Annotated in this window: 19 protein-coding genes and 1 pseudogene; 8 read left to right on the top strand and 12 right to left on the bottom strand. The window is 64.1% G+C overall.

The window, feature by feature from the left end; translation table 11 throughout:
* Positions 1–96: 96 nt before the first annotated feature.
* Positions 97–903, top strand: coding sequence for an extensin family protein (locus EJ077_RS07385; protein WP_208700823.1), 807 nt, complete (start codon positions 97–99; stop codon positions 901–903).
* Positions 904–910: 7 nt separating this feature from the next.
* On the opposite strand, the gene EJ077_RS07380 is transcribed toward EJ077_RS07385, so the two are convergent.
* Complete coding sequence (locus tag EJ077_RS07380) at positions 911–1,621, bottom strand: gamma-glutamylcyclotransferase (protein WP_208700821.1); 711 nt, start codon at positions 1,619–1,621, stop codon at positions 911–913.
* A gap of 110 nt (positions 1,622–1,731) precedes the next feature.
* On the opposite strand from EJ077_RS07380, the gene EJ077_RS07375 reads away from it, so the two are divergent.
* A complete protein-coding gene (locus EJ077_RS07375) occupies positions 1,732–2,439 on the top strand; it encodes an LssY C-terminal domain-containing protein (RefSeq protein ID WP_208700818.1) in 708 nt (235 codons plus the stop codon).
* Positions 2,440–2,446: 7 nt separating this feature from the next.
* Here EJ077_RS07375 and EJ077_RS07370 read toward each other — a convergent pair whose 3' ends face one another.
* Complete coding sequence (locus tag EJ077_RS07370) at positions 2,447–3,469, bottom strand: zinc-dependent alcohol dehydrogenase family protein (protein WP_208700816.1); 1,023 nt, start codon at positions 3,467–3,469, stop codon at positions 2,447–2,449.
* 124 nt (positions 3,470–3,593) lie between these two features.
* On the opposite strand from EJ077_RS07370, the gene EJ077_RS07365 reads away from it, so the two are divergent.
* The gene (locus tag EJ077_RS07365) at positions 3,594–4,508 is read left to right on the top strand and encodes a LysR family transcriptional regulator (protein ID WP_208700814.1); all 915 of its coding nucleotides are present in this window, start codon (positions 3,594–3,596) and stop codon (positions 4,506–4,508) included.
* Between the two features lie 79 nt (positions 4,509–4,587).
* Positions 4,588–5,898 (top strand): hemolysin family protein, encoded by a 1,311-nt coding sequence (locus EJ077_RS07360; RefSeq protein WP_208700812.1) that lies wholly within the window; start codon positions 4,588–4,590, stop codon positions 5,896–5,898.
* A 165-nt stretch (positions 5,899–6,063) separates the two neighbouring features.
* On the opposite strand, the gene EJ077_RS07355 is transcribed toward EJ077_RS07360, so the two are convergent.
* From EJ077_RS07355 to EJ077_RS07345, 3 genes are read right to left on the bottom strand one after another with little or no spacing between them, the layout of a single operon-like run.
* The gene (locus EJ077_RS07355) at positions 6,064–7,383 is read right to left on the bottom strand and encodes an HlyD family type I secretion periplasmic adaptor subunit (protein WP_208700810.1); all 1,320 of its coding nucleotides are present in this window, start codon (positions 7,381–7,383) and stop codon (positions 6,064–6,066) included.
* A 1-nt stretch (position 7,384) separates the two neighbouring features.
* Positions 7,385–9,121, bottom strand: coding sequence for a type I secretion system permease/ATPase (locus tag EJ077_RS07350; RefSeq protein ID WP_208700808.1), 1,737 nt, complete (start codon positions 9,119–9,121; stop codon positions 7,385–7,387).
* A 34-nt stretch (positions 9,122–9,155) separates the two neighbouring features.
* Positions 9,156–10,637, bottom strand: a complete 1,482-nt coding sequence (locus EJ077_RS07345) for a family 16 glycosylhydrolase (protein ID WP_208700806.1) — start codon at positions 10,635–10,637, stop codon at positions 9,156–9,158.
* A 672-nt stretch (positions 10,638–11,309) separates the two neighbouring features.
* Here EJ077_RS07345 and EJ077_RS07340 point away from each other — a divergent pair.
* Positions 11,310–14,675, top strand: a complete 3,366-nt coding sequence (locus EJ077_RS07340; protein ID WP_210212155.1) for an autotransporter outer membrane beta-barrel domain-containing protein — start codon at positions 11,310–11,312, stop codon at positions 14,673–14,675.
* 68 nt (positions 14,676–14,743) lie between these two features.
* Here the strand turns inward: EJ077_RS07340 and EJ077_RS07335 are convergent, their stop codons facing one another.
* Positions 14,744–15,670: a DMT family transporter gene (locus EJ077_RS07335; RefSeq protein ID WP_208700802.1), complete on the bottom strand. Its 927-nt coding sequence runs from the start codon at positions 15,668–15,670 to the stop codon at positions 14,744–14,746.
* 178 nt (positions 15,671–15,848) lie between these two features.
* On the opposite strand from EJ077_RS07335, the gene EJ077_RS07330 reads away from it, so the two are divergent.
* Together EJ077_RS07330 and EJ077_RS07325 are read left to right on the top strand one after the other, a co-directional pair.
* Complete coding sequence (locus tag EJ077_RS07330; RefSeq protein ID WP_208700799.1) at positions 15,849–16,253, top strand: YciI family protein; 405 nt, start codon at positions 15,849–15,851, stop codon at positions 16,251–16,253.
* Positions 16,250–17,520, top strand: a pseudogene (locus tag EJ077_RS07325) (RNA polymerase sigma factor). Before EJ077_RS07330 ends, EJ077_RS07325 begins: the two are co-directional and overlap by 4 nt.
* Here the strand turns inward: EJ077_RS07325 and EJ077_RS07320 are convergent.
* From EJ077_RS07320 to EJ077_RS07305, 4 genes are all read right to left on the bottom strand, one after another.
* Complete coding sequence (locus EJ077_RS07320; RefSeq protein ID WP_208700797.1) at positions 17,486–19,048, bottom strand: DHA2 family efflux MFS transporter permease subunit; 1,563 nt, start codon at positions 19,046–19,048, stop codon at positions 17,486–17,488. The pseudogene EJ077_RS07325 and the gene EJ077_RS07320 sit on opposite strands and share 35 nt — an antisense overlap.
* A 7-nt stretch (positions 19,049–19,055) precedes the next feature.
* Positions 19,056–20,165 carry an HlyD family secretion protein gene (locus EJ077_RS07315; protein ID WP_208700795.1) on the bottom strand — a complete coding sequence of 370 codons (1,110 nt, stop codon included), beginning with the start codon at positions 20,163–20,165 and terminating at the stop codon, positions 19,056–19,058.
* Positions 20,162–20,716, bottom strand: coding sequence for a winged helix-turn-helix transcriptional regulator (locus EJ077_RS07310; RefSeq protein WP_208700793.1), 555 nt, complete (start codon positions 20,714–20,716; stop codon positions 20,162–20,164). The genes EJ077_RS07315 and EJ077_RS07310 overlap by 4 nt, the downstream gene beginning before the upstream one ends.
* Positions 20,717–20,912: 196 nt before the next feature.
* Complete coding sequence (locus EJ077_RS07305; protein ID WP_127873489.1) at positions 20,913–21,518, bottom strand: NADPH-dependent FMN reductase; 606 nt, start codon at positions 21,516–21,518, stop codon at positions 20,913–20,915.
* A 90-nt stretch (positions 21,519–21,608) separates the two neighbouring features.
* Between EJ077_RS07305 and EJ077_RS07300 the strand changes: the two genes are divergently transcribed.
* Entirely contained in the window at positions 21,609–21,977 is a 369-nt protein-coding gene (locus EJ077_RS07300; RefSeq protein WP_127281183.1) for a winged helix-turn-helix transcriptional regulator, read from the top strand.
* A gap of 503 nt (positions 21,978–22,480) precedes the next feature.
* On the opposite strand, the gene EJ077_RS07295 is transcribed toward EJ077_RS07300, so the two are convergent.
* A complete protein-coding gene (locus EJ077_RS07295; RefSeq protein ID WP_013893544.1) occupies positions 22,481–22,876 on the bottom strand; it encodes an acyl-CoA thioesterase in 396 nt (131 codons plus the stop codon).
* A gap of 353 nt (positions 22,877–23,229) precedes the next feature.
* Entirely contained in the window at positions 23,230–24,168 is a 939-nt protein-coding gene (locus EJ077_RS07290; RefSeq protein WP_208700791.1) for a phosphoribosylaminoimidazolesuccinocarboxamide synthase, read from the bottom strand.
* Positions 24,169–24,289: the final 121 nt, after the last annotated feature.

Here is a 24,289-nt window from a genome sequence, read left to right as displayed (position 1 = left end):
CCGCCGCATTTCAGCCGCAGGCATGAACGCGGGCGCTGAGTTTTCCTTTACCCTTGATCGTTAAAATGCCGGATATCCAGAAGTAGGATTCCGCCAATGGCCGGCAAATTTCGCGCCGTGTTTCTCCCCATCGCGCGCCAACCGCGATTTACGACGCTACTGATCACAGGTCTTGCATTGGCCGCGGTTTCGGCCTGCAACACGGGCAGCGTGCTGTCGTTGCAGCCCGCCGTCGATGTCGGCTCGCAGACCGCGGCCGTGCCGGAATATACGGGCATGCAGAGGCTTGTCCCGACCAATCCCTACGTGACGCAGGCCGCCTATCCACGCATGGATGAACCGATGTCGCCGGTAGAGCAGATCCCAGCCAGCGAAACCGATTGCCGCCAGCAGCTGAAGCGCCTCGATGTCGCCTACACCGACCTGGCGCCGATCCATGAAGGCCAGTGCGGCATCGACTATCCGGTCAAGGTCACCGCCATCGGCAGCATCCAGATGAAACCGGCAGCGACGCTGACCTGCGACATGGCCGCCACCTTCGCCGCCTGGACGAAGAACGAACTCGTTCCCTCCGCCCGCTGGCGCTATTTCTCCGGCGTCAGGACCATCCACCAGGGCTCGAGCTATTCCTGCCGCAACATTGCCGGTGAGGGCGTGCTGTCCGAGCACGGCAAGGGCAACGCACTCGACGTCATGAGCATCGAACTCAACAACGGCGATGACATCGACGTGCGCAAGCCCGGCCTGTTCGCCTTCCGCACCCGGGGTTTCCTCAACAATGTGCGCGCCGACGGCTGCCAGTATTTCACCACCGTGCTCGGCCCCGGCTACAATTACGACCACCGCAACCATTTCCACTTCGACATCAAGAACCGCAAGAACGGTTATCGCGCCTGCCGGTAGGAAAGGATCAGGTGTCGCCGGTGGCCGCGATAATTCGCTGAGCCACGAGATCCTGGATGCGCCAGAGATTCTTGTCGCGAATACCGCTTTCCTCGAGCTTGCTGACAGTCCGGAACAGATACTGCGCCGAGGAGCCCCAGTGTCCGGCGGCTCGCGCCAGCGTGTCCGCGACCTGCTCCAGCGGCAACCGTCCGGCATAGGCCTTGCCATCCGGCGCGGCGACGAAAGCCAGGGCGCGCAGCGGACCCTCCTTGGTCTTGACCTTGATCCAGCAGGGCACGTTGGTTGGCGGGTTGGCATCGATCTCGCGGCGCATCAGCTGGCCGATTTGCCCGAAATGATCTTCCGCGGGCAATCGATAGACAATTCCATTGCAGCTGCCGCCGCGATCGAGTGCCAGCATCAGGGCCGGCAATTGGCGCGTTCCACGCCAGCGGGTCAACTTCAGGCAGAATGAGCGGTGCCATCCAGGCGCCGTCGCCGGGCGCTGCTCGACAGGAACGAATTCGGGATTCCAGATCAACGAACCATAGGCGAAGACCCACAGCGTTTCGGGCCGATATTGGGCAAGCAATCGAGCGACCAATTCATCGAACTCCGCTTCCGTATGCTCGGCTGTTCCAGGTTCGGGCCCGGGATCCGGTTCGACGCGCTCGATCCTGGCGACAAGATCGGCGGTCAACGCCATCGCTCTCCGGCCGGTCGGCTTCCGCTTCATTCCCCGCCCCCACGAAAAAATGATGGCTGACGATAGCCCGGCTGCCCGTCTCTGGCCATTGATTTCCAAGGACCGTCAGGCAACAGATACGCACGGATCGAGCCTCCTTCATGAGCCAACGAAGCCTCCAGCGACGCATTACGATCTGGGTAGCGGCCTTGTTGGCCGCCTATGTGGTGCTCGCCTATGTCGCCGCGCCGGAATTCTGGACATTCCGCGATCGCGGCTTTCGCAGCCAGCGCTTCGAGATGGTCACCCACACGCCGCAAGGCATTCCCGGCGACCCGATCAATGTCGGCGTGGTCGGTACGGAGAAGGAGTTGGTGCACGCTTTCGCCGTCGCCGGCTGGGACACCGCCGACGCCGTCACCTTGAGGACCGCCATCGATATCGGCGAGAGTGTCCTGTTTTCCCGCCCCTATCCCGATGCCCCGGTGAGCCGCCTGCTGTTCGAGGGCCGCGCCCAGGAACTCGCTTTCGAAAAGCCGGTCGGCGACAGTGCTGACCGGCGCCACCACATCCGCTTTTGGCGGACGGATACGGTCGGCGATGATGGCAGGCCGCTCTGGCTGGGCGCCGCCAGCTTCGATCGCGGTGTCGGCTTGAGCCACGACACGGGCGCCATCACCCATCATATCAGTCCCGACATCGATGCCGAACGCGACTTTGTGATCGGCGATCTCAACGCCGCCGGCCTGTTGTCCTCGACGAGCGACCTGGCGGGCATCGGCGCCACCAAAACCGGCCGCAATGGCGGCGGCGACCCCTATTTCACCGATGGCAAGGCGATCGTCGGCGTGCTGACGCAGTTGCGGTGACCAGAGGTCAGGCCGTGGCGATGACGATCTTGCCGAACGGCCCCTTCTCCAGATGCTCGAAGGCCCGTGGCACCTCGTCGAAACCAAAGACCTTGTCTATGACCGGCTTGATCGCCAGCGCCTCGATCGCCTGGTTCATCCGGTCGAAGGCGCGGCGGTGGCCGATCGAAATGCCTTGCACGACAATACGGTTGCGCAGGAAGGGCACGATGGGGAAGCTGAGCTCCATGCTGCCCAGCAGGCCGATGATCGACAGCCGGCCGTCGGCGGCCAGTGCGTCGAGCGATCGCCGCGCATTGTCGCCGCCGACCATTTCGAGGATATGATTGACGCCGGCGCCACCCGTCAACTCACGCGCCACCTCGTCCCATGCCGGCTTAGCGCGATAGTTGATCACCTGCCAGGCGCCGAGCGCCTTTGCCCGCTCGAGTTTGGCGTCGCTGCTTGACGTGACGATGGCGCGCAGGCCGAAGGCGTGGGCGAATTGCAGCGCAAACAGGGAAACGCCGCCGGTGCCCTGGATCAGAACGATCTGGCCGGGCACCGGTCTTGTCGCCTCGGCCATGGCGAACCAGGCCGTCAGCGCCGCGATCGGCAGCGTCGAGGCCTCCGCATCGCCGAGCGACGGCGGCGCCAGCACGGCGGCGTCCTCATGCAGGACGAGATAGTCGCTCAACGTGCCGGGCAGCGACGATCCCAGCGTGTGCTGGTGCAGCACCGGCGGCGCATCGCCATCCGGCCAGTCGGCAATCACCTGCCCCAGCACGCGCTGGCCGGTCCGGAAACGGCTGACACCGCCGCCGACCGCCACCACTTCGCCGACGGCATCCGATGTCGGCACGAACGGGAAGGCAAGGTCGGGGATCAGCACGCCATCGACGATCATCCTGTCCTTGTAATTCAGCGATATGGCCTTGATCCGCACCAGCAGTTCATGCGGCCCGGGCTCGGGTATGCTCCCTTCGGCCAATTCCAGCCTGGGCAAGCCGAAACCGGTCATCCGCCAGGATCTGTTGATGTCGCTCTTCATTGCGTCTGCTCCCGATTGCATGGCTGGCGAGAAATTTACGCAGTTTCACTGTGGAAAAAAGCGCTCCCATGATCCATAATCGGAAACGAGTTGGTGATCAGATTTCTACAATGGGAAGAGATCGATGGAATCCGCGGATCTGCAAGGCATCGTCGCCTTTGTTCAAACGATCGAGGCCGGAAGCTTCACCGGCGCCGGCGAGCGGCTGCGTGTGACGAAATCGGCGGTCGGCAAATCGGTCGCGCAGCTGGAACAGCGGCTTGGCATCCGCTTGCTCAACCGCACCACGCGCAGCCTCAGCCCGACCAGCGAAGGCCTGTGCTATTATGAAGCCTGCGTCAGGGCGCTGTCCGAGATCGAAACCGCCCAGGCGCTGCTTGCCTCGCGCCGGCAGGTGCCCTCGGGCCGGCTTCGGGTCGACCTGCCCTCGGCCTTCGGCCACCGCTGCGTGGCGCCCGTGCTGTTCGACATTTCCAAGCGATTTCCCGACCTGGCCATGGAGATTTCCTTCAACGACCGCCGCGTCGACCTCATCGAGGAGGGCATCGACCTTGCGGTCCGCATGGGCGACCTCGACGACAGCCTGTCGCTCGCCGCGCGCCGGCTCTATACCCAGCGCTCGGCCGTATGCGCAGCCCCCGCCTATCTCGACGCAAACGGCAGGCCACGGACGATCGAGGATCTCGCTGGCCATGATCTGATCGGCTACACCCGCAACGGCGTCGCCCACGCCTGGAGCATCAGGCAAGCCGATGGCCATGTCGCGAAATTCACGCCACGGGCAAGGCTGGTGTTCGACAATGGCGAGCCGATGTTGGGCGCTGTCCTTGCCGGCTGCGGCATCACCTTCCTGCCGACCTGGCTGGTGGCGGACAGCCTCAGAAGCGGCGCCCTGGAAATGGTGCTGGTGGACACGCTGGTCGAAAACATTTCCGTCCACGCCATCTGGCCGGTGACACGAGCCTTGACGCCCAAGGTGCGGGTCGTCGTCGACGCGCTGGTCGAGCATTTCTCGTCGCCGCCCTGGGATGCCGTCTGATCAGCCCGTATCGCCGTCATCTTTTTAAAATGGTCGCCGACTATTTTCGAAAGCTGTGCGGCAATGCTATTGACCCCTCATGTTATACGTTGAAATCGCCACCGTGGTCGTCCTCATCTGCGTGAACGGCCTTCTGTCGATGTCCGAACTCGCCATCGTCTCGTCGCGGCCGGCTCGCCTGAAGGCGATGATCGACCGCAACGTCAAGGGTGCCGGCCGCGCTCTGGCGCTTGGCTCCAATCCGGGCAAATTCCTGTCCTCCGTGCAGATCGGCATCACGCTGGTCGGCGTGCTCTCTGGCGCCTTTTCCGGTGCCACGCTCGGCCAGAGGCTGGCGCAGTATCTGGGCTCGACAGGCATCCGCGACACCATCGCCGATCCGCTCGGCGTCGGCATCGTCGTGGCCATCATCACCTACGCCTCGCTGATCATCGGCGAGCTCGTGCCCAAGCAGATCGCGCTGCGCGATCCCGAGCGCGTCGCCGTGAGAGCCGCGCCGGCAATGACCATCCTCGCCACCATCTCGGCGCCTCTGGTCTTCCTGCTCGATATTTCGGGCCGTGCCGTGCTCTGGCTGCTCGGCCAGCGCGGCGAAAGCGAGGAAAAGGTCACCGACGAGGAGATCAAGATGCTGGTAGCCGAAGCCGAGCATCACGGCACCATCGAATCCGACGAGCGGCGCATGATCGCCGGCGTCATGCGGCTTGGCGACCGCGCCGTGCGCGCCGTCATGTCGCCGCGCACCGATGTCGACTGGATCAACCTGCAGTCCGATGAAACCACGATCCGCAAGCTGCTGATGGACACCCAGCATTCGCGCCTGCCCGCCGGCGACGGCGGGGTGGACGCCATGATCGGCGTCATCCAGACGCGTGACGTGCTGGCCGCACTGCTCGGCGGCCGCGCGCTCGACCCGCGCAAATACGTGCGCGCGGCACCCATCGTGCACGACCAGGCCGACGCGCTCGACGTGCTGCAGAAGCTGAAGGAAAGCGACGTGCCGATGGCGCTGGTGCATGACGAATACGGCCACTTCGAAGGCATCGTCACGCCCGCCGACATTCTGGAAGCCATCACCGGCGTCTTCCGCTCGGACCTCGAGGCCGGCGAGGAAGAAAACGCCGTCCAGCGCGACGACGGCTCATGGCTGCTCGCCGGTTACATGCAGGCCGACGAGATGGCCGAGGTGCTGGGCATCGATCTGCCGGAGAACCGCGATTACGAGACCGTCGCCGGCTATGTGCTGTCGCACATGCACCATCTGCCGGCGACCGGCGAGTGCGTCGACGCCCAGGGCTGGCGCTTCGAGGTGGTCGATCTCGATGGCCGCCGCATCGACAAGCTGATCGCCACCCGCCTGCCCAGCGGCCACCGCGAAGTGGCGCGCTGACCGTTCAAATGTCCAACGCCGAGGGCGGTTACTAGAGCAATTCCAGGAAAAATGTGAAACGGTTTTCCGTTCGGAATTGCGTAAAACAAAGAGTTAGAGCCGTTCGCGATTCCGTGAAACGCGGAACGGCTCTAGCGGCGCGCCGGTTGACCGCCGGGCTGCGATCTACTGCTCCGCGAAAGCCCGCGCGAATGAATCGAGCATCGGCCGCGCGAGATACTCCAGGAAGGTGCGGTCGCCCGTGCTGATGAACGCCTCGACCGGCGTCCCGGGATAAAGCTGGTCGCGTCTCACGCCGGGCGGCAGTTCGGCGGCAATCGTCAACTTGGCGCGGAAATAGGGTTCACGCGTGGCCGGGTCGATGAGCCGATCCGCCGAAATCTGTGTCACGGTGGCTGAAACCTCCGGCGTGAGCCGCGCGTTCAAGGCGGACAATCGCAGTTTCGCCGGCTGACCGACACGGACCTGGTCGATGTCCTTCGGCCGCAGCTTCGCATCGACGACCAGGCCGGACGCGGTGGGCAGGATTTCCATGATCTTTTCGCCCGGAGCAATCACGCTGCCCTTGGAATTGTAGGTCGACGACACCACGATGCCTGCCGCCGGCGCCTTGATCGTCGTTCGCTGCAGCACCGCCTCCGCCGCCCTGATCTGTTCCTCGACATCGGCCAGATTGGAGCGAACGTCGTCGAGTTTCGTCAGCGCCTCCTCGACGCGTTGCGTGGTCAGGCGCTCGGTCTGCTCCTGGGCCTCGACGATCTGGGTATTGGCCGTTGCCAGATTGGCCTCCAGCATCCCGGCCTGCCCGACGAGATCGGCCTCGCTGCGCAACAGCTGGGAGTATTCGGTACGGTTGGTGAGGCCCCTGTCCAGCAGGCCGGTCTTGATGCCGAGTTCTTTCTTGACGACTTCGGCTTGTTGCTGAATGGCCTGTTTCTGGGCTTGCAATCCCACCACCGACTGCCTGTGCATGGCGACCCGTTGTGCCAGGATCGATTGTTCCGACCGGAACCGGGCGAGCCTGGCATCGAATTCCTTTTGCTGTTCTCGAATCAGGGTTTCGAAATCCGGCTGGAAAGGTGCCGGCGCCGCTTTGGCGATTGGCGCCAGCCTGTCCAACCCGTCGCGTTCCGCCTCCAGCCGCGCCGCGCTTGCCCTGAGCGCGATCGACTGTCTCGTCAGCCGGTTGAGCTCGGCCTGCGCGGCCGTTGGATCCAGCACGACCAGATCCTGGGCCAGTTGCACGCGATCGCCTTCATGGACCAGCAGCGCCTGCACGATACCGCCCTCGCGATGCTGGATCTGGATGTTTCCTCCCGTCGCCGAGATCGTGCCTTGGGTGATCACCGCGCCGGACAAGGGCGCGCTGACGGCCCAGTAGCCGAAGCCGCCCGCCAGCAGCGCCATGGCTGCATAGCCGGTGAGGGCCACGCGTCTTATGTCGGTGCGTGGCCGGCTGTCCAAGGCGATGCTCTGTGTCGTCATCTCACGATCCGAAACTGCCACCCGCGCGGATCGTCGGGACGAACGACCCGGTCACCACCGTGCTCTGCTGGGCGCCCTTGCCGATGACCGAACGCCGCAGCATCTCGCTGCTTGGGCCGAAGGCTTCGATCATGCCGCCGCGCAAAAGCATCACGCGATCGCAAGCAGCCGCGATCGAAGGCTGATGGGTGATCACGATGACCGTGACGCCCGCCGTCCGCGCGGCCGAAAGCGCCGCCTCGAGCGCAGCCTCGCCGCTACCGTCGAGATGGGAACTGGGCTCGTCGAGCACCAGGAACCGCGGATTGCCGTAGAAGGCGCGCGCCAACCCGATCCGCTGGCGCTCGCCGCCCGACAGCGCCCTGTCCGACGGGCCGATCATGGTCTGGTAGCCGTCGCGCTGCGCCAGGATCAGCTCATGCACCTGGGCGCGCCGTGCCGCGTCCACGATGGCGGCATCGTCCGCCTCCGGGTCGAAGCGGGCGACGTTTTGCGCGATCGATCCCGGGAAGAGCTCGACCTCCTGCGCCAGGTAGCCGACATGCTTTCCGAGCTGGCTTTCGTCCCATGTCCCGAGATCGGCGCCGTCGATCCTGATTGAGCCGCCGGTCGGCTGGGCGGCGCCCACGAGCAGCCGCGCGAGCGTCGATTTGCCGGCGCCGCTCGGGCCGACGATCGCCAACGCTTCGCCGGCGCCGATCGCAAAGGTAAGCCGCTTGAGGATGGGCTCGGTGCCGGGCCGGGCATTCGGCGCCATGAAGAAAACATCCTGCGCGGAAATCGCGCCTGCCGGATCGGGCAGGATCAGCTTTCGCGGCTCGGCCGGACGCGCCGCAAGCGCCTTCTCCAGCCGCGTCCACGCGCGCCGGGCGTCGGCGATCTGCCGCCAGGCGCCGATCAGCTGGTCGAGCGGCTGCAGCGCGCGCGACGAGACCAGCGACGAGGCGAAGATCATGCCCGCTGTCATCTGCCCTTGAAGCACCAGCCATGCGCCGGCGCCGAGGATCGCCAGTTGCAGCATCATGCGCAACGCCCGCGAGGCGCCGCTGAAGATTGCATTGGCGCTTGAAGAGCGGTCATGGAAGGCGAGCGCCGCCGCTACGTGCCGTCCCCAGACCCGCGAGGCATTCTCCACCATGCCCATGGCGCGCAGCGTCTCGGCATTGCGGGCAAAGGCCTGTTCCGCCTGGCTGGCCAGAGCCGAACGCTCCGTGGACAAGGCGTCGTTCCGGCCGATGGCGAGCTGGTTGGCCACCACCAGGAAAATCAGAAGCACCGCGCCGGCGACCGTCACCCAGAACAGCACCGGATGGATGAGATAGAGCAAGGCAAGGAAGACAGGGGCAAAGGGCAGGTCGAACAGCACCGCCACGCCCCGCGACCTGATGAAGGCGCAGACCGAGGCGAGGTCGCGCAGCGGCGACAGGCCGCCGGCATATTTTGCGCCGAGCGAAACGGCGAAGGTGCCGGCACCCAGCTTGCGGTCGACGGTCGCCGCGACGCGCTGCGTGTAAACGGCACGGATCGCGTCCAGCAACCCGAGAAAGGCGAGCGCGAGAACCGCGATGCCCGAAAGGTAGACAAGCGTCTCGACGCTGGAGGACGGCAGCACGCGGTCATAAACCTGCAGCAGGTAGAGTGGAATCACCAGCAGCAGGATGTTGATCAGCAGCGAGAAGACGCCGACATCAGCGATGGCGCGTATGAAGACCGGACGCAGGCCGGACGGTCCGGTCATTTGCGCATTTCCCGCCGCTGCATGATCCCGGGACCTACGCGTGGCCCCCGAATTCGGAACCGCCATGCAGCGTGCTGCTGGCGATGCTGTGCGTGGCGGTGCTGCTGGTGAGGTGCAGGGCGCTCGCTGGCGCATTGTCCAGCGTATAGGCGCGGATGTAGTCGATCTTCATCTGGGCAGGCGTCGCCAGATGATCGGGAGGCGCGCCGGCAAAGCCGCCGACCGCGAGATCGGCCAGCATGTACATGGGCTTGTTCATGTCGGACGGCGTCGCAGCTTCCGCGACCTGCACACCATCATAGGTCCAGACGAGCTTGTCCGGTGTCCAGAGCAGGCCATAAGTGTGGAAACCGGCGGTATCCATGGTATTCACCGTCGACGAGACCTTGGTGTGTGTTCCAGTTTCATTCGAGTGCGCCGTCATGATCAACGAGTTCGGGTCCTGTCCGCGCGTTTCCACGACATCCAGCTCCGGCGGCCACGAACCGTCTTCCGGCAGCAGCCAGAAGGCCGGCCAGGCGCCGGCGTTCTCGGGCAGGTCGGCCCGCATTTCGAAATAGCCATAGGTCTGCGAGAAGGTGTCATGCGTGGTGATGATGCCTGACGTGTATTCGTAGTTGTTGATCAGCGGCTTGATGTCGGCCGGCGCCTGCGCGGCGGTGATGGTGAGAACGCCGTTGTTCACGCTGAACGGGTGGACGGAACTCGTCGGCGCGTAATTGGCGTCGATGTACCATTGCAACTCGCCATTGTTGGTCAACGTGCTGCCGTTGGGTGCTCCCCACGAGAAATTGGTATCCCATGTGCCGCCCTGGTCGTTGTGAAGATTGAGCGAGTTGAACTCGTCGCTGAACGACAGCTTCATTGCCGACATGTTGATCGGCAGTTCGAACTGGCCGGGCTGCATCTTGTCGATGGTCGTGTCCTTGAACTCGAGAATCTCGCCGGATCCCAAATTCAACAGCACGTTCGATCCCGCCTGGATCATGTTGGAATGGATGGCGTCGAACGACGTGAACCCATAGCCATTGAGGCGGACCGTGTCGGTGGCGGCAAAATTGGCGATCAGGTCGCTTCCATTGCCTTTCGATATGACGAACGTGTCGTAACCGCCGCCGCCGTCGATCAGCACATCGTTTCCGGCGCCGCCGTCCAAGGTCTGGTGCCCGACCGTGGCGGTGATGATGTTGTCCAACCCGTTTCCGAAGGCATAGTTGTTGGCATGTGTGACAATGAGGTTCTCGACATTGTCGGGGAGCTTGTAGCTCATCCATGTGCTGATCGTGTCGATGCCTGCGCCAGCCGCCTCCGCCACCTTGTTGCCGGCCCCATAGAGGTAATAGATGTCGTCCCCCGTGCCACCATGCATGGTGACGTTGACATTGCCTGCTCCATAGAAGGAGTCATTTCCCGTGCTGCCGTACAAATCCGGCCCAGATCCCGCCGCCGAGTACCAATGGTTGGAAGCGCCGCTATAGGGAAGAGGAACGCCCACGGCGTTGACGAAGAAGCTCATCGGATAAACCCTTCTCGTGATGCCTGGCCAGTTCGCATCGTTCGATTCCCGCCGGCCGCATCCGGACCAACGTTGCCTTGCACGATATCGTTCCAGGAACTTGCCACATAGTCTGTCATAGCATCGACCATTCGGCGACATTTTCTGAGCGGACAGCACAACAGACCAACATAAAGTCTATGGACCGTAATCGCGCGGGCGAAATATTTAATAAAAATTTCACGACACACATAAATTTACTTGCGGCCACGCCCGCTTCAGGGTCACCCGGATGGCTCTCTGCTTCTTGGCGAGGCCGTCAAACGCAAATGACGGATTAGGAAATTTCAGGCTGACCACTGCCGTGGGCGGTTCCCCCTTCCGGTCCTCGAAACGAGGCCGCGCCCGTCGCGCCCCGGCAGTTTCGCGACCGTGCAGGCATTCAAGGAAGTACTTATATATACTAGTAATATTCAAACTATCTAATGTTGCATCGAAGTAACGGTAGAAAAAATTCAGTAACGAACGCGTCACATGCAAGACAGGAATCAAACCTGGAGTTAACCTATTGGCGGTTTGGTCCGGCGCGAGCCACCGCAGGCATTCGGCAATCAGTAAGGGCATCATTCGATGAGAGCAAGCAGTGGCACGGTTGCGTCTGGGCGCATTCGGGGCAGGATGCTCCTTGCGGGTGTGAGCGGCGCGGCGCTCGCCTGCCTTTTTCCAGGTGTGGCATCGGCGGCGCAATACGACGTTGCCAGCCTGGCTGAACTCAACAATGCCCTGGCCACGATCACTTCGACAGGTGACCCAACTCCGGTTATCGTCCTGAGGGCCGACATTACGACCAGCATTAACGTCCTGACTTCGACCAGCCCGCTGACGGTCGATACCAATGGACACACGCTGACGGGTCCTCAATTCAGCGGTGGACAAGCGGTGATCGTGACCGGAACCGGCAATGTTGTCGGACTGAGTAACGTGGCCGGGCTCGTGGTTAATAATGGGGCTAACGTCACCAATGAGGTATCGGTTGAAGGCGCCTCATTCAGCACTCCGGGCACCACCGGACAGATTGGCGCGAGCGTCATGAACAATTCGACGCTTGCCAACAGCGGCAGCATCGTAGGCGGCAACGGCACCACGGCTGGCGGTCCAGGTGTGCAAGTGAGCTCCGGTGGCCAGTTGACGAACAACGTGAGCGGCACCATTCAAGGAGGTAGCGGTAGCCAAGGATTGGGGGGCATCGGCGTTGCCATTGGGAGTCCTGCCGGCGCGCAGACAAAGCTCACCAATAACGGCACCATCCTGGGTGGCGAGGGTACGACCGGCGGTGGCATCGGTGTCGTGGTGCGCACCAACAATGTCGGAACGATTACCAATACTGGCAAGATCCAAGGCGGCACCGGAGCGGCTGCAATCATGACCAACAGCGTCGGGGGATCGCTCAGCATCGTCAACAGCGGCAGCATCAGTGGCGGCGCGGGCGCCAATGCCATTTCTCTTATCGCAGGCTCGACAGGGAGCCTTAAGCTTGAACTTCAGGCCGGTTCGGCAATTATCGGTAATGTCGTGGGCGGAAATGGAGCGAATGACGTCCTCACCGTCGGCGGCGACACCGCCGCGGTCCTCGACGGCATGATCGGCGCAGCCGGCCAGTACCGAAACTTCGACATCCTCCAGAAGACCGGAGCCAGCACCTGGGCGCTGACCGCGGACAACACCGCCACGCAAGCCTGGACGATCTCGCAGGGAACGCTTCAGATCGGTAATGGCGGTACGACCGGTAGCATTCTTGGCAATGTCACCAACAACGGCACGCTCGCCTTCGACCGCTCCGACACCTACACCTATGCCGGCGTCATCTCCGGCAGCGGCGCGGTGAGCCAGATCGGCGCCGGCACGACGGTGCTCACCGGCGACAACACCTACACCGGCGGCACGACGATCTCGGCCGGCACACTGCAGCTCGGCAATGGCGGCACGTCAGGATCGATCTCCGGCGACGTAACCGACAACGGCACGCTTGCCTTCAATCGTTCCGATGCAGTGACCTTTGCCGGTGTCATCTCCGGCAGCGGCGCGGTGAACCAGATCGGCACCGGCACTACGACACTCACCGCCGACAACACCTACACCGGCGTGACCACGATCTCGGCCGGCACGCTGCAGCTCGGCAATGGCGGCACGTCAGGCTCGATAGCAGGCAACGTGACCAACAACGGCACCCTCATCGTCGACCGCTCCAACGGCGTGACCCTCGCCGGCGCGATATCCGGCAGCGGCTCAGTTGTGCAGCAGGGCGCCGGCAGCACGACGCTCGCCGGTACGAACAGCTACGGCGGCGGCACGACGATCTCCGCCGGCACGCTGATCGGCCAGGCAACTAGCTTCGGCACCGGCAACATCCTGAACGACGCCGCGCTCGTCTTCGACCAGCCGGCCAACGCCGCCTTTGCCTCCATCATCGAAGGCAGCGGCACGCTCACCAAGCGGGGCGCCGGCAATCTCGGTCTCACCGGCATCAATACGCTGAACGGCGCGACCACGATCGAGGCCGGCAAGCTCTCGGTCAATGGCTCCCTTGCCAACTCGGCCGTCACCATCCTCGGTGGCGGAGCGCTTGGCGGTAACGGCACCGTGGGATCGACGACACTCCAGGCCGGCGGCGTCATCGCGCCCGGCAACTCCATCGGCCTGCTGACCATCCAGGGCAATTTCGTCGGCGCAGGCGGCGCGGTCGAGATCGAGGCTATTCTCGATGGCGACGCCTCTTCCACCGACAAGCTCGTCATCGCCGGCAACACCTCGGGCACCGCCAACGTCAAGGTGATCGGCCTCGGCGGTGGTGGCGCGCAGACCGTCGACGGCATCAAGATCATCGATGTCGGCGGCACGTCGGCCGGTACCTTCAACCTTTTGGGCGATTACGTCTTCCAGGGCGACCAGGCCGTGGTGGCCGGCGCCTATGCCTACCGTATGTATCAGAACGGCATTTCCACGCCGGCCGACGGCGACTGGTACCTGCGCTCCGCGCTGATCAATCCCGTCGATCCCGGCGGCCCGTCGTCGCCGCTCTACGCTCCCAGCGTGCCGGTCTACGAGGCATATGCCGGCGTGCTGCAGAGTTTCAACCAGCTCGGAACGCTGCAGCAGCGCGCCGGCAACCGCTCATGGACCGGAGCGGCGCTACCCGATGCGGACGACCGCGTCGAGGGTGGCAGTCCGATCTGGGGCCGCATCGAAGCCGCCCACAAAAAGCTCGATCCCGGCACGTCCACGACCGGCACCGACTACGACGCGGATCTGTGGAGACTGCAGGCGGGCCTCGACGGCCAGCTCGCGCAAATGGCTTCCGGCGTCCTGACCGGTGGCGTGACGGTCCATTACGGCACGGTGAAGTCGGATATCTCCTCGGCTTTCGGCCTCGGCTCGATCGACACGACAGGCTACGGCTTCGGCGGCACGCTGACCTGGTACGGCAACAGCGGCTTCTATGTCGACGCGCAGGCCGAACTGACCTGGTTCGACAGCGACCTGTCCTCCGCCACGCTCGGCAACAGGCTGGTCAAGGGCAATAACGGCTTCGGCTATGGCCTCGGTATCGAAGCCGGGCAAAAGATCGGTCTCCAGGGCAACTGGTCGCTGACGCCGCAGGCGCAGCTCAGCTATTCCTCGGTCGATTTCGACAGCTTTACCGACCCCTACGGCGCCGTCGTCGCCAATGGCGGCAGCGACAGCCTGATCGGCAGGCTCGGCCTGTCGGCGGACTATGAAAGCCGGTGGAAGGACAAGACGGGCCGGACGAGCCGCTCGCATGTCTACGGCATCGGCAATCTTTATTACGACTTCGTCGACGGCTCCGATGTCGATGTCTCGGGCACCGTGTTCAGCAGCAAGTCGCGGCAGCTGTCGGGCGGGCTCGGTGTCGGCGGCTCGCTGAGCTGGGCCGATGACCGTTATTCCGTCAATGGCGAGGTCCTGGCGCGCACCAGCCTGGAAGACTTCGGCGACAGCCGCTCCATCGGCGGCACGGTCGGCTTCAAGGTGAAGTGGTAAGTCGAGCCAGGCGCGCTTCCCTGGGAAACGGGCAGCGCGCCTGGTGAAAACCGACAGCAAACCTGCCTTCAGACGGCGGCTTCGATCGGCTCGGCAAGCCTGGGATTCGAACGCGCCGCGATCAGGCAGCTGGCCACGATGAGGCCCGCTCCCGCCAGCGTGGTCCAGGTCACCGCCTCGTCGAAGAAGAACCAGCCAAGCGCGATCGCCCAGATGAAGGCCGAGTACTCCGTCGGGATCAGATATTGCGCTTCGGCGCGCGCGTAGGCCCAGCTCATCAGGAACTGGCCGGCGAGCGACAGCGCCGTCACCCCGGCGAGCGGAAGCCAGAGCTCGCCCGGCAGGGCAATGGCGAGCCAGGGCGCCGCGAGACCGAGCATGACCGCTACGCAAAGGTTCTGGAACAGCATGATCTCGATCGGCTTGGCCACCAGCGCCTGCTGCCGCGCAAGGATCAGGTTGTAGGCATAGAACACTGTCGATACCAGCACCGCCGCCGTGCCGAGCAAGGCATCCCTGGCATGGTTCGCCTGCCCGAACTGGCCGCCCACGATGATTGCGACGCCGGCTATGCCCGCCAATGAGGCCCAGATCGCCTGCCGCTGTATGCGTTCGCCGAGCAGCAGCGCGGCGAGCAGCAGGGCAAACAGCGGCGCGACGAAACTGAGCCCGATCGCCTCCGCCAGTGGCAGCCGGGCGAGCCCCCAGAAGAAGGACAGCAAGACAAAGCCGACGACCGCGGCACGCAGCGCATGCAGCCTGAGCACGGAAGGCGCGGGCAGCCTGCGTGGCCCCATCGACCAGCCTGTGCCCGCGACCACTGTCGCCAGCATGCTGCGCCACAGCACCGTGTTGTAGACGCCGACCGCGATGACCAGGACCTTCATGGCCGCGTCCATCCCCGACAGCAGGAAGATGCCAAGAGCGCAGACAAGTACCGGGACCATGGGAGAAACGGCGCCTGCCAGGCTGGATGACTTCACGAGGCCCCTCATGTGATGGATCGCAGCGGGATATATCAGGGCGGATTGGCGGGGCCAGATGGCAGCCTCGGCGATATGGCGGTCCAACGCGCGTTCGAGATCTGGATTCGAGCTTTTTTTGCTGCGCGTGTCGATTTCACCATGGCCCGTTCGTCATATGATTGAACCAACCCAACCAAGGAGAAAGACGATGCGGTTCATGATGCTGATGATCCCCGGCGGCTACGCGGAGGCGGCGCCCGATGTCATGCCTGGCGCCGAGGCTGTGGAGGGGATGATGAGATACAATCAAGAGCTGAAGAGGGCCGGCGTGCTGTTGGCTCTCGACGGGCTGCATCCGCCGTCCGCCGGGGCGCGGGTCAGCTACAAGGGTGGCAAGCCCGTTGTCACGGACGGGCCTTTCGCGGAGGTCAAGGAAGTTCTCGGCGGCTATTGGGTGATCGACGTGCGCTCGCGCGAGGAGGCCATCGAATGGGCCCGCCGCTGCCCCGCCGGAGAGGATGACGTGATCGAAATCCGCCAGGTTTTTGAAATGAGCGAATTTCCCGAGGACGTCCAGAAGGTGGTGGAAAGCTTCGGCGAGCTGAAAGCTTGACGGCCACGGCCACCATAGAAGCGGTCTGGCGGATCGAGCAGCCGAAGCTCACCGCCAGGCTCGCCCGCTATCTCAGGGATATCGGGCTGGCCGAGGAAATCGCGCAGGACGCCTTCCTGACGGCGCTGGAGCGCTGGCCCCGCGACGGCATCCCGCGCAATCCGGCCGCATGGTTGACGCAGGTCGCCAGGAACCGGGCGCTCGACCGGCTGCGTCGCACCACCATGATCGACGGCAAGCATCGCGCACTTGCCATCGACCTCGCCGAACTAGAACGCGAGATGCCCGACATCGAGACCGCGCTCGACGAGGATATCGACGACGATCTCTTGCGGCTGATCTTCACCGCTTGCCATCCCGTGCTTCCCGCAGAGCAGCGCGCCGCACTGGCCCTGCGGCTCCTGGGCGGCCTGTCGACGCCGGAGATCGCCCGCGCTTTCCTGGTGCCCGAAGCCACCGCCGCCCAGCGCATCGTGCGCGCCAAGCGAACCCTTCGCGATGCTGCCATCCCGTTCGAGACGCCGCGCGCGGAAGAGCGCCGCGAACGCCTCGCCGCCGTGCTGGAGGTGGTCTATCTCATCTTCAACGAGGGCTATGTGGCGACCGCCGGACCGGACTGGCTGCGCGCCGATCTGTGCGCCGAGGCACTGCGCCTCGGCCGCTCTCTGGCGGCGCTGATGCCCGACGAGCCCGAGGTGGGGGGCTGGTGTCGCTGATGGAGTTCAACGCCTCCCGCTTCGCGGCCCGTACCGGCAAAGCGGGCGATCCGATCCTGCTGCTCCATCAGGACCGCGGCCGCTGGGACTGGTCACTCATCCGGAGCGGCCTCGACGGCCTGAATCGCGCCATGGTCCTGACCTCGGCGCCCGGCCCCTATCTGCTGCAGGCGATGATCGCGGCCTGCCACGCCCGCGCGGTGACATCAGCCGACACCGACTGGATCGCGATATCGGCCTATTATCAGGCGCTTGCCTTGGCGGCCCCCTCGCCCATCGTCGAGATCAACCGGGCCGTGGCGGTCGGCATGGCATTCGGTCCCGCGCAAGGCCTCGCCATCGTCGAGGCGCTGAAGGACGAGCCGCGCCTGAAGGACTCGCATCTCCTGCCCACTGTGCGCGGCGATCTTCTGGAGAAACTGGGGCGGCCAGCGGAAGCCCGCGCAGCGTTCCGCCAAGCCGCCCAATTGACCGGCAATGACAGGGAGCGCGCGCTGTTGCTGGCCCGTGCCACCCTCAATGAGCGTCCGGCGGCGGCGCCTTCGGCGTGACGTTGCGCAGGAACGGAACCAGCGCGGTTGCGATGACGAAGGCGACCATGATCGCCAGGAACGCATCGGCATAAGCCATGGTGGAGGCCTCGCGATAGGCCAGCGCCCACAGCTGCTTCAGCGAGGCGGTGTGACCGTCGGCGACCGCACCGGGCAACTGCCCGTAACGCAGCGCGACGTTGTCGACCAGACGCATCGCGGCTTCGTTCTGCGGCGTCAGGTGCGAAGCGATCGTCAGGAAATGGAAGTTGGTGCGGTCGTTGAGGATCGCGCCGCAAATGGCGATGCCGACCGCCCCACCTAGATTTCGCATCGTATTGAACAGGCCACTGGCATATTTCAGCCGTTCGGGCGGCAGGCTGCCAAGGCCGAGATTGACGCTCGGCGCGACGGCGAACACCTGTGGGAAACCGCGAAACAGTTGCGGAACGAGCAGCTCGGCCGCGCCCCACTGGCTGGTGATGGCGCTGAAACTCCACATCGAGGCGCCGAAGGAGGCCAGCCCGAACATCATCAGCCAGCGCGTGTCGAAGCGCTTGGCGAGGAAGATGTAGACGGGAACGCCGACCATCGAGGCGACGCCGGTGGAGAACACCGCGAGCCCGGTCTGCAAGGCGTCGTAGCCCCTGACATAGCCGAGGAACAGCGGCGTCAGATAGATCGTGGCGAAGATGCCGATGCCGGTGACGAAGGAGAGAAAGCAGCCAATGGCGAAATTGCGGTTGCCGAAGGCTCGGAAATCGACCACGGGCTGCGCAAAGGTCAGGCTGCGGATGATGAACAGCACCATGGTGATCCCGGCGACGATGGCGCCATTGCGGATCGTGGCATCGTCGAACCAGTTCCAGCGCGAGCCCTCTTCGAGCACGTATTCCGCCGTGCCCAGGCTGACCGCCATCAGCACCATGCCGATATAGTCGGCCCCCCTGAGCAGCGACGGATCGGCCTTGTCGATCTTGACCAGCAGCGCAACGAGGATGGTGATGATGGTGCCCGGAATGACGTTGACATAGAACAGCCAGTGCCAGTTCAGCGTGTCGGTGATCCAGCCGCCGATGACAGGCCCGAGCGTCGGCGCGATCGAGGCGATACTGCCGACCACCGCCGCGGCATAGACCCGCCTTGGCCCCTGGAAATAATGGAACGACGAGGTGAACACCGTCGGGATCATCGACGCGCCGAGCAGCCCCTGCAGCGCGCGGAACACGATCATGCTTTCGATGCTCCAGGCGAAGCCGCACAGCATGCTGGCGAGCGTGAAACCGGCCGCCGATATGGTGAACAGCCAGCGTGTCGAAAACACCCGCGTGAGCCAGCCCGACAGCGGGATGACGATGATTTCCGCCACCAGATAGGATGTCTGCACCCAGCCGATCTGGTCCTGCGCGGCCGACAGGCCGCCGCCAATGTCCTGCAGCGACGACGCCACGATCTGGATGTCGAGCAGCGCGATGAACATCCCGACACACATCACCATGAATGGCAGAATGCTGGCGATGAAGGATTGCGGGGCGGCGCGCTCAGACATGGCGTCCTCAGCGCGCGACGGTATCGACGGTGACTGTTGTCGACAGGCCTGGCCGCAACACGACCTTTTGCGCCTGGTCCTGGTCCTGGTCGATGGCGATGCGGACGGGCACGCGCTGGACGATCTTGGTGAAATTGCCGGTCGCGTTCTGTGGCGGGATCACGCTGAAGATCGCTCCGGTAGCGGGTCCAAGGCTGGTGACATGACCCTTGAGCGGCGCGTCCGGCGCGATGTCGGTATAGACCGTCGCCGCCTGCCCGTCGGCCATGTCGCGCAGCTGGTCCTCCTTGAAATTGGCATCGACCCACAGGCCCGAAGCCGGAACGATGGTCAGGAGATAACTGCCCGGCGACACATAGGTGCCGACCTGCGCCAGCCTGTTGCCGACGATGCCGTCGATGGGTGAACGGACCTCGGTAAAGCCGAGATCGAGCTGCGCTGTATCGACATCGGCTGTGGCGGCCGCGAGCGCGGCGGTCGCTTCCGATATCTGGGTGTTGAGCACATCGAGCCGTTGCTTGGCGGCCGCCAGCCCGGCGCGCGAGGCGGTCACCGACGCCCTGGCCTGGCCATCGGCGGCAAGGCTTCTCTGCGCGTCCTGTTGCGTGCCGGCTTTGGTGCTGGCCAGCGCCTCATAGCGCTTGGCGTCCTGGGCGGTGAAGACGGCGGCCACGTTCTTGGCCTCGAGATCCGCCTGCGCCTGCTCGATCAGCGAATTCTGCAGTGGGACCTGGGCGCGAAGGTTATCGAGGGCCGATTGCTGCTGCTGGACGGCAGCCCGCGCACGGTCCAACGCCGCCTTGAACGGCCGGTCGTCGATGCGGATGACGAGCTGGCCCGCCGCGACATGCTGGTTATCCTCGACGAGGATTTCGTCGATGTGCCCGGCAACGCGTGGCGCCAGCGGCGTGACGTTGCCGCCGACATAGGCATCGTCGGTCGAGACGAGGAAACGGCCTGCCTGCCACCATTGGAGGCCATACCATCCGGCGACGCTGACAGCGACCAGGGCGCCCAACACCAGCAACGGCTTGCGGCGCTTCCTTGCCGGCGCGGGAATTTCAACGGTCGAGGGCTGCACTGGCTGCAACTCGGCAGCGGAGAGAACCTTGTTCATTTGCCCCGCGCCTCTTCACGGCTTTGATCAACCAGCGCGTTGTCGACAAGCGGCTGGCCCGAGCCGTTGCTGGTGAAGCGGTATCGCTGGCGCATGCGGTCGGTGGCCATCGGCCCCGTGGCCATGGTGAAATCATCGCTGTCGAGCTGCCTGCCGCTCTGGCGATCGACCAGAACCGGCTCGGCCCAGCGACCATCAGCCTTGTCAACCACCACCAGGCTCGGGCCCTCGGGCGCCAGATGCTTGTTTCCCCAGGTGAGCAAGGAAAGCAGGACCGGGCGGAAATCGCGCGCCTTGGCGGTCAGCACATATTCGTGACGACGTGGCCGTTCGCAATAGACGCGCTTTTCGAACAGCCCGCGCTCGACCAGGCTGTTCAGCCGCCGCGTCAGGATGTTGGGCGCGATCGCCAGGCTCTTTTGAAACTGGTCGAAGCGCGTCAGCCCCTGGAACGCGTCCCGCAGTAGCAGGATGCTCCACCATTCGCCGACATCGTCGAGGCTGCGCGCGATCGGGCACGGGCGTGTTTCGAAACTTGTTTTCGCAACCATGATCGACAGTCTCTTTCAATATGAAAGTGACTCATAGCCGAGTTAGTTGCATTATGCAAGTCACTGAGACGTGATCATGCGAGTGAGCGAGAGGCGCAAATGACTGCAGGCGCAGCCGCAACTCCTTTGCAAGAACCCCAATGAAAAAGGGCGGCGCAAGGGCCGCCCTTCGGGAGTATGATGATCTACTACGAGATCAGGCCGCTTGGGCTTCCCCGACGACAGCATCAGCGGCACGAGCGGCTTTCAGCACCTTCGCCCACCAGGCGACGTCGTTGACCAGCGCGGTGGCGGCCTGGTTCAGGTGCTCGAGATCCTCGAGCTTCTTCTCGCCCTGGCGCACGGCAAGGAAATCGCCCCAGGCGATATGGACGGCGGACTTGACCGGCGCCATCTGCAATTCGACGGCGTGCAGACGAAGCTGTTCGACGGCGCGCGAGCCACCGACACTGCCATAGCCGACAAAGCCGGCCGGCTTCTTGTTCCACTCGTTGGCGGCGTAGTCGATGGCGTTCTTCAGCACGGCCGTCGGGCCGTGATTGTATTCGGCGGCGGTGAAGATGAAGCCGTCGAATCCGGCGACCTTCTTCTGCCAGCGCTGTGCGACTTCATTCTGCGACGGCGCCCAGGCCGAAGACGCGACCTCATCGAAGAAGGGCAGCGGAAAGTCGCGCAGATCGACAATTTCGACATCGATATCGGCATGTGCCTTGGCGATCTTGGCGATCCACTGCGTCGGCACGTCGGCGAAGCGGGCGGCGCGCGTCGAACCGATGACAATGGCGATTTTGGGCTTGGACATAAGGGGCTCTCCTTGCGGGAATTTTTGGTATCGTTTGGATACCGGCGCTATATGTGATACTGACAAACAGGCGCGCAAGGAGGCACGTTTTTGTTACTGAGGCACCCGCATAACACCGAGGACTGCCGGGCCGTGTCGGAGATCCTGCAGCGCGTCGGCGACAAATGGACCGTGCTCGTTGTCGGCAAACTGGGCGGAGGACCGCTGCGTTTCAACGAACTGCGCGCGGCTGTCGGCGGCATCTCGCAGAAGATGCTGACGACCACCTTGCGCGGCCTGGAGCGCGACGGCTTCGTCACGCGAAAAGTGTTTCCGACCATTCCGCCACGCGTCGATTACGAGCTGACCGAACTCGGCCATGAGTTGCTGGTCCCGGTCGGCGCGCTCGGCGAATGGGCGCGCAAGAACACGCAGCGCGTTCAGTCGGCACGCGCCAGATTCGACGAGATGCAAGCCTGAAACCCTTGCACGGCAAGGGCTCCGGGATTCTCGCCGAGCGGCGCTGCGTGTTTGCAGCGAAGTCAGGGGTTCCAGAATAGAAACCTTGGTTCGCTGAAGAAGACTTGGGAATTTGTCTGTGGCGCTCGAGGCTCGGCCTCACGCATGCTCGCGCCCCGCGGCTGTGACCGCATTCCAAAGGCAGCCAATCAGGCTCTTGGCGCCATGGCCCCGCAAGGCATCGGGCTGCAGATCGCGCACGTCGCTCTCCGCTCCTTCACACCAGTCGTGTCATGCAAACAGGCGGTGCGCCCGAGGTCCTGTTTGACTTCGGCATAAGCCGTTATGCCGAGCAGGCAGGCCAGGGCGGCGAGAGCCGCCGCAAGCCAGCCGTTCAATAGGTGTTGACGCATTGTCTTCCTCCGACGCCAGCAGAATTGGCCGTGGAGGCAACGGCAGGATGTCGCTGAACGCATCGCTCCGCTCGGGCGATGTTACAAATGTCCCGGAGTGGCGGTATCGAATCAGCTCTCGGCTGGAACGGCCTTCGGCTTGCCCTCGCCGTCGAGCGCCACCATGACGAAGTCGGCGTGGGTGACCTTTTCCATCAGGTCGGAGAGATAGCGCTGGGCCCAGGCCTCGACCTTGAGCGTCATCGAGGTGCGGCCGACGCGTTCGACATGGGTGTAGATGCACAGCGTGTCGCCGATCTTCATCGGCTTGGCGAAGGACATCTCCTTGACCGCCGCCGTCACCACGCGGCCCCTGGCGCGCTCGGCGGCGCGGATGCCGCAGGCAAGGTCCATCTGCGCCATCACCCAGCCGCCGAAAATGTCGCCGGCGGCGTTCGCATCCGAAGGCATGGCCAACGTGCGCAGCGTCAGATCGCCGATCGGCCGTCCATCAGCGTACTGCACCATGGGACGAATCCTTGTGAGGTGATGATCATAGATCCCGTATCGCCGCAGCAGGAACAGGTCAACGCGGGGCGGCTGCCGTTTCCTCGCCCCCACAGGGTCATAGGCCAACCTTGGCACTCGCGTGGTGCCGGTGACCGGCGAGCAACCAATTCCACGCCGCGCCGTCGACCCCCACTCCGTCAAGCTCCGCCTGACACCTCTCCCCCGATCGACGGGGGAGAGGAAGAGCGCGAGACTTGCCCGGCCTGGCTCCCTTCCTCTCCCCCGCCGATCGGGGGAGAGGTGGCGCCGCAAAGCGGCGACGGAGTGGGGGTCGACGGCGCGGCGTAAGTCCAGGCGTTAGGCCGCAACTCCTAGAAGTAGCCCGCCAGGTTCGCCCGGATGCGGTCGAGAACCGTATTCCCGGAAACGTCCGGCACGAACGCCTTGCCCGTGATCGCCTCGTAGGCCTGCTTATAGACGTTGGAGGCCTGTTCGACGATCTCGTCCGGAATCCTCGGGATCGGGTCCTTGTAGGGATCGCAGCGCGCCGCCACCCACGAGCGGATGAAATCCTTGTCGAAGCTGTCCGGCCGTGTGCCACCAGCCAGCGCCTGTTCGTAGCTTGCCGCGATCCAGTAACGGCTGCTGTCGGGCGTGTGGATTTCGTCGGCGAGAATGATCGTCCCGTTCTTGTCGGTGCCGAATTCGTATTTCGTGTCGGCCAGGATCAGGCCGCGCTCCGCGCGCGCCTGGCCGCGGGCGAACAGTTGCAAGGCATAGCTTGAAACGGTCTCCCACTGTGCTGGCGTGAGCAGGCCCTGCCTCAGGATCTCGGCCCTGGACAGCGGCTCGTCATGGCCGCCATCGGCGGCCTTGCTGGTCGGCGTGATGATCGGTTCGGCGAGCTTCTCATTGTCGCGCAGGCCGTCCGGCAGGCGCATTCCATACATCTCCCGTTCGCCGCGCTTGTACCGGGTCAGGATCGAGGTGCTGGTGGTCCCGGCCAGATAGCCGCGCACGACGATCTCGACCGGCAGGATGTCGAGCCTTGTGCCGACCACGACGTTGGGGTCGGGATATTCCAGCACATGGTTCGGACAGATATCGGCGGTTTCCTCGAACCAGTAGCGCGCCGTCTGCGTCAGGATCTCTCCCTTGAACGGGATCGAGGTCAGGATGATGTCGAAGGCGCTGAGACGGTCGGTGGCGATGATGATGCGCCTGCCGTCGGCCAGGTCGTAATTTTCGCGGACCTTGCCTTTGTAATAGCCCGGCAGTTCGGGAATGAAAGCATCCGACAGGACACGCATGGATTCTCCTGCCTTCTGCAGAGTGGCCGATGCCACCGCATAGTCCGTCGACCCCATGCATATCAAGCGCGATTGTCGGTATTCCCCGCAACCCGGCCGGATATACCAGTCGCTTTTTTCA

The organism is Mesorhizobium sp. M8A.F.Ca.ET.057.01.1.1 (genome assembly GCF_003952565.1).
Lineage (GTDB): Bacteria > Pseudomonadota > Alphaproteobacteria > Rhizobiales > Rhizobiaceae > Mesorhizobium.
Note: the sequence above shows the minus strand (reverse complement) of the source record. Positions and strands in the feature narration are given on the sequence as shown.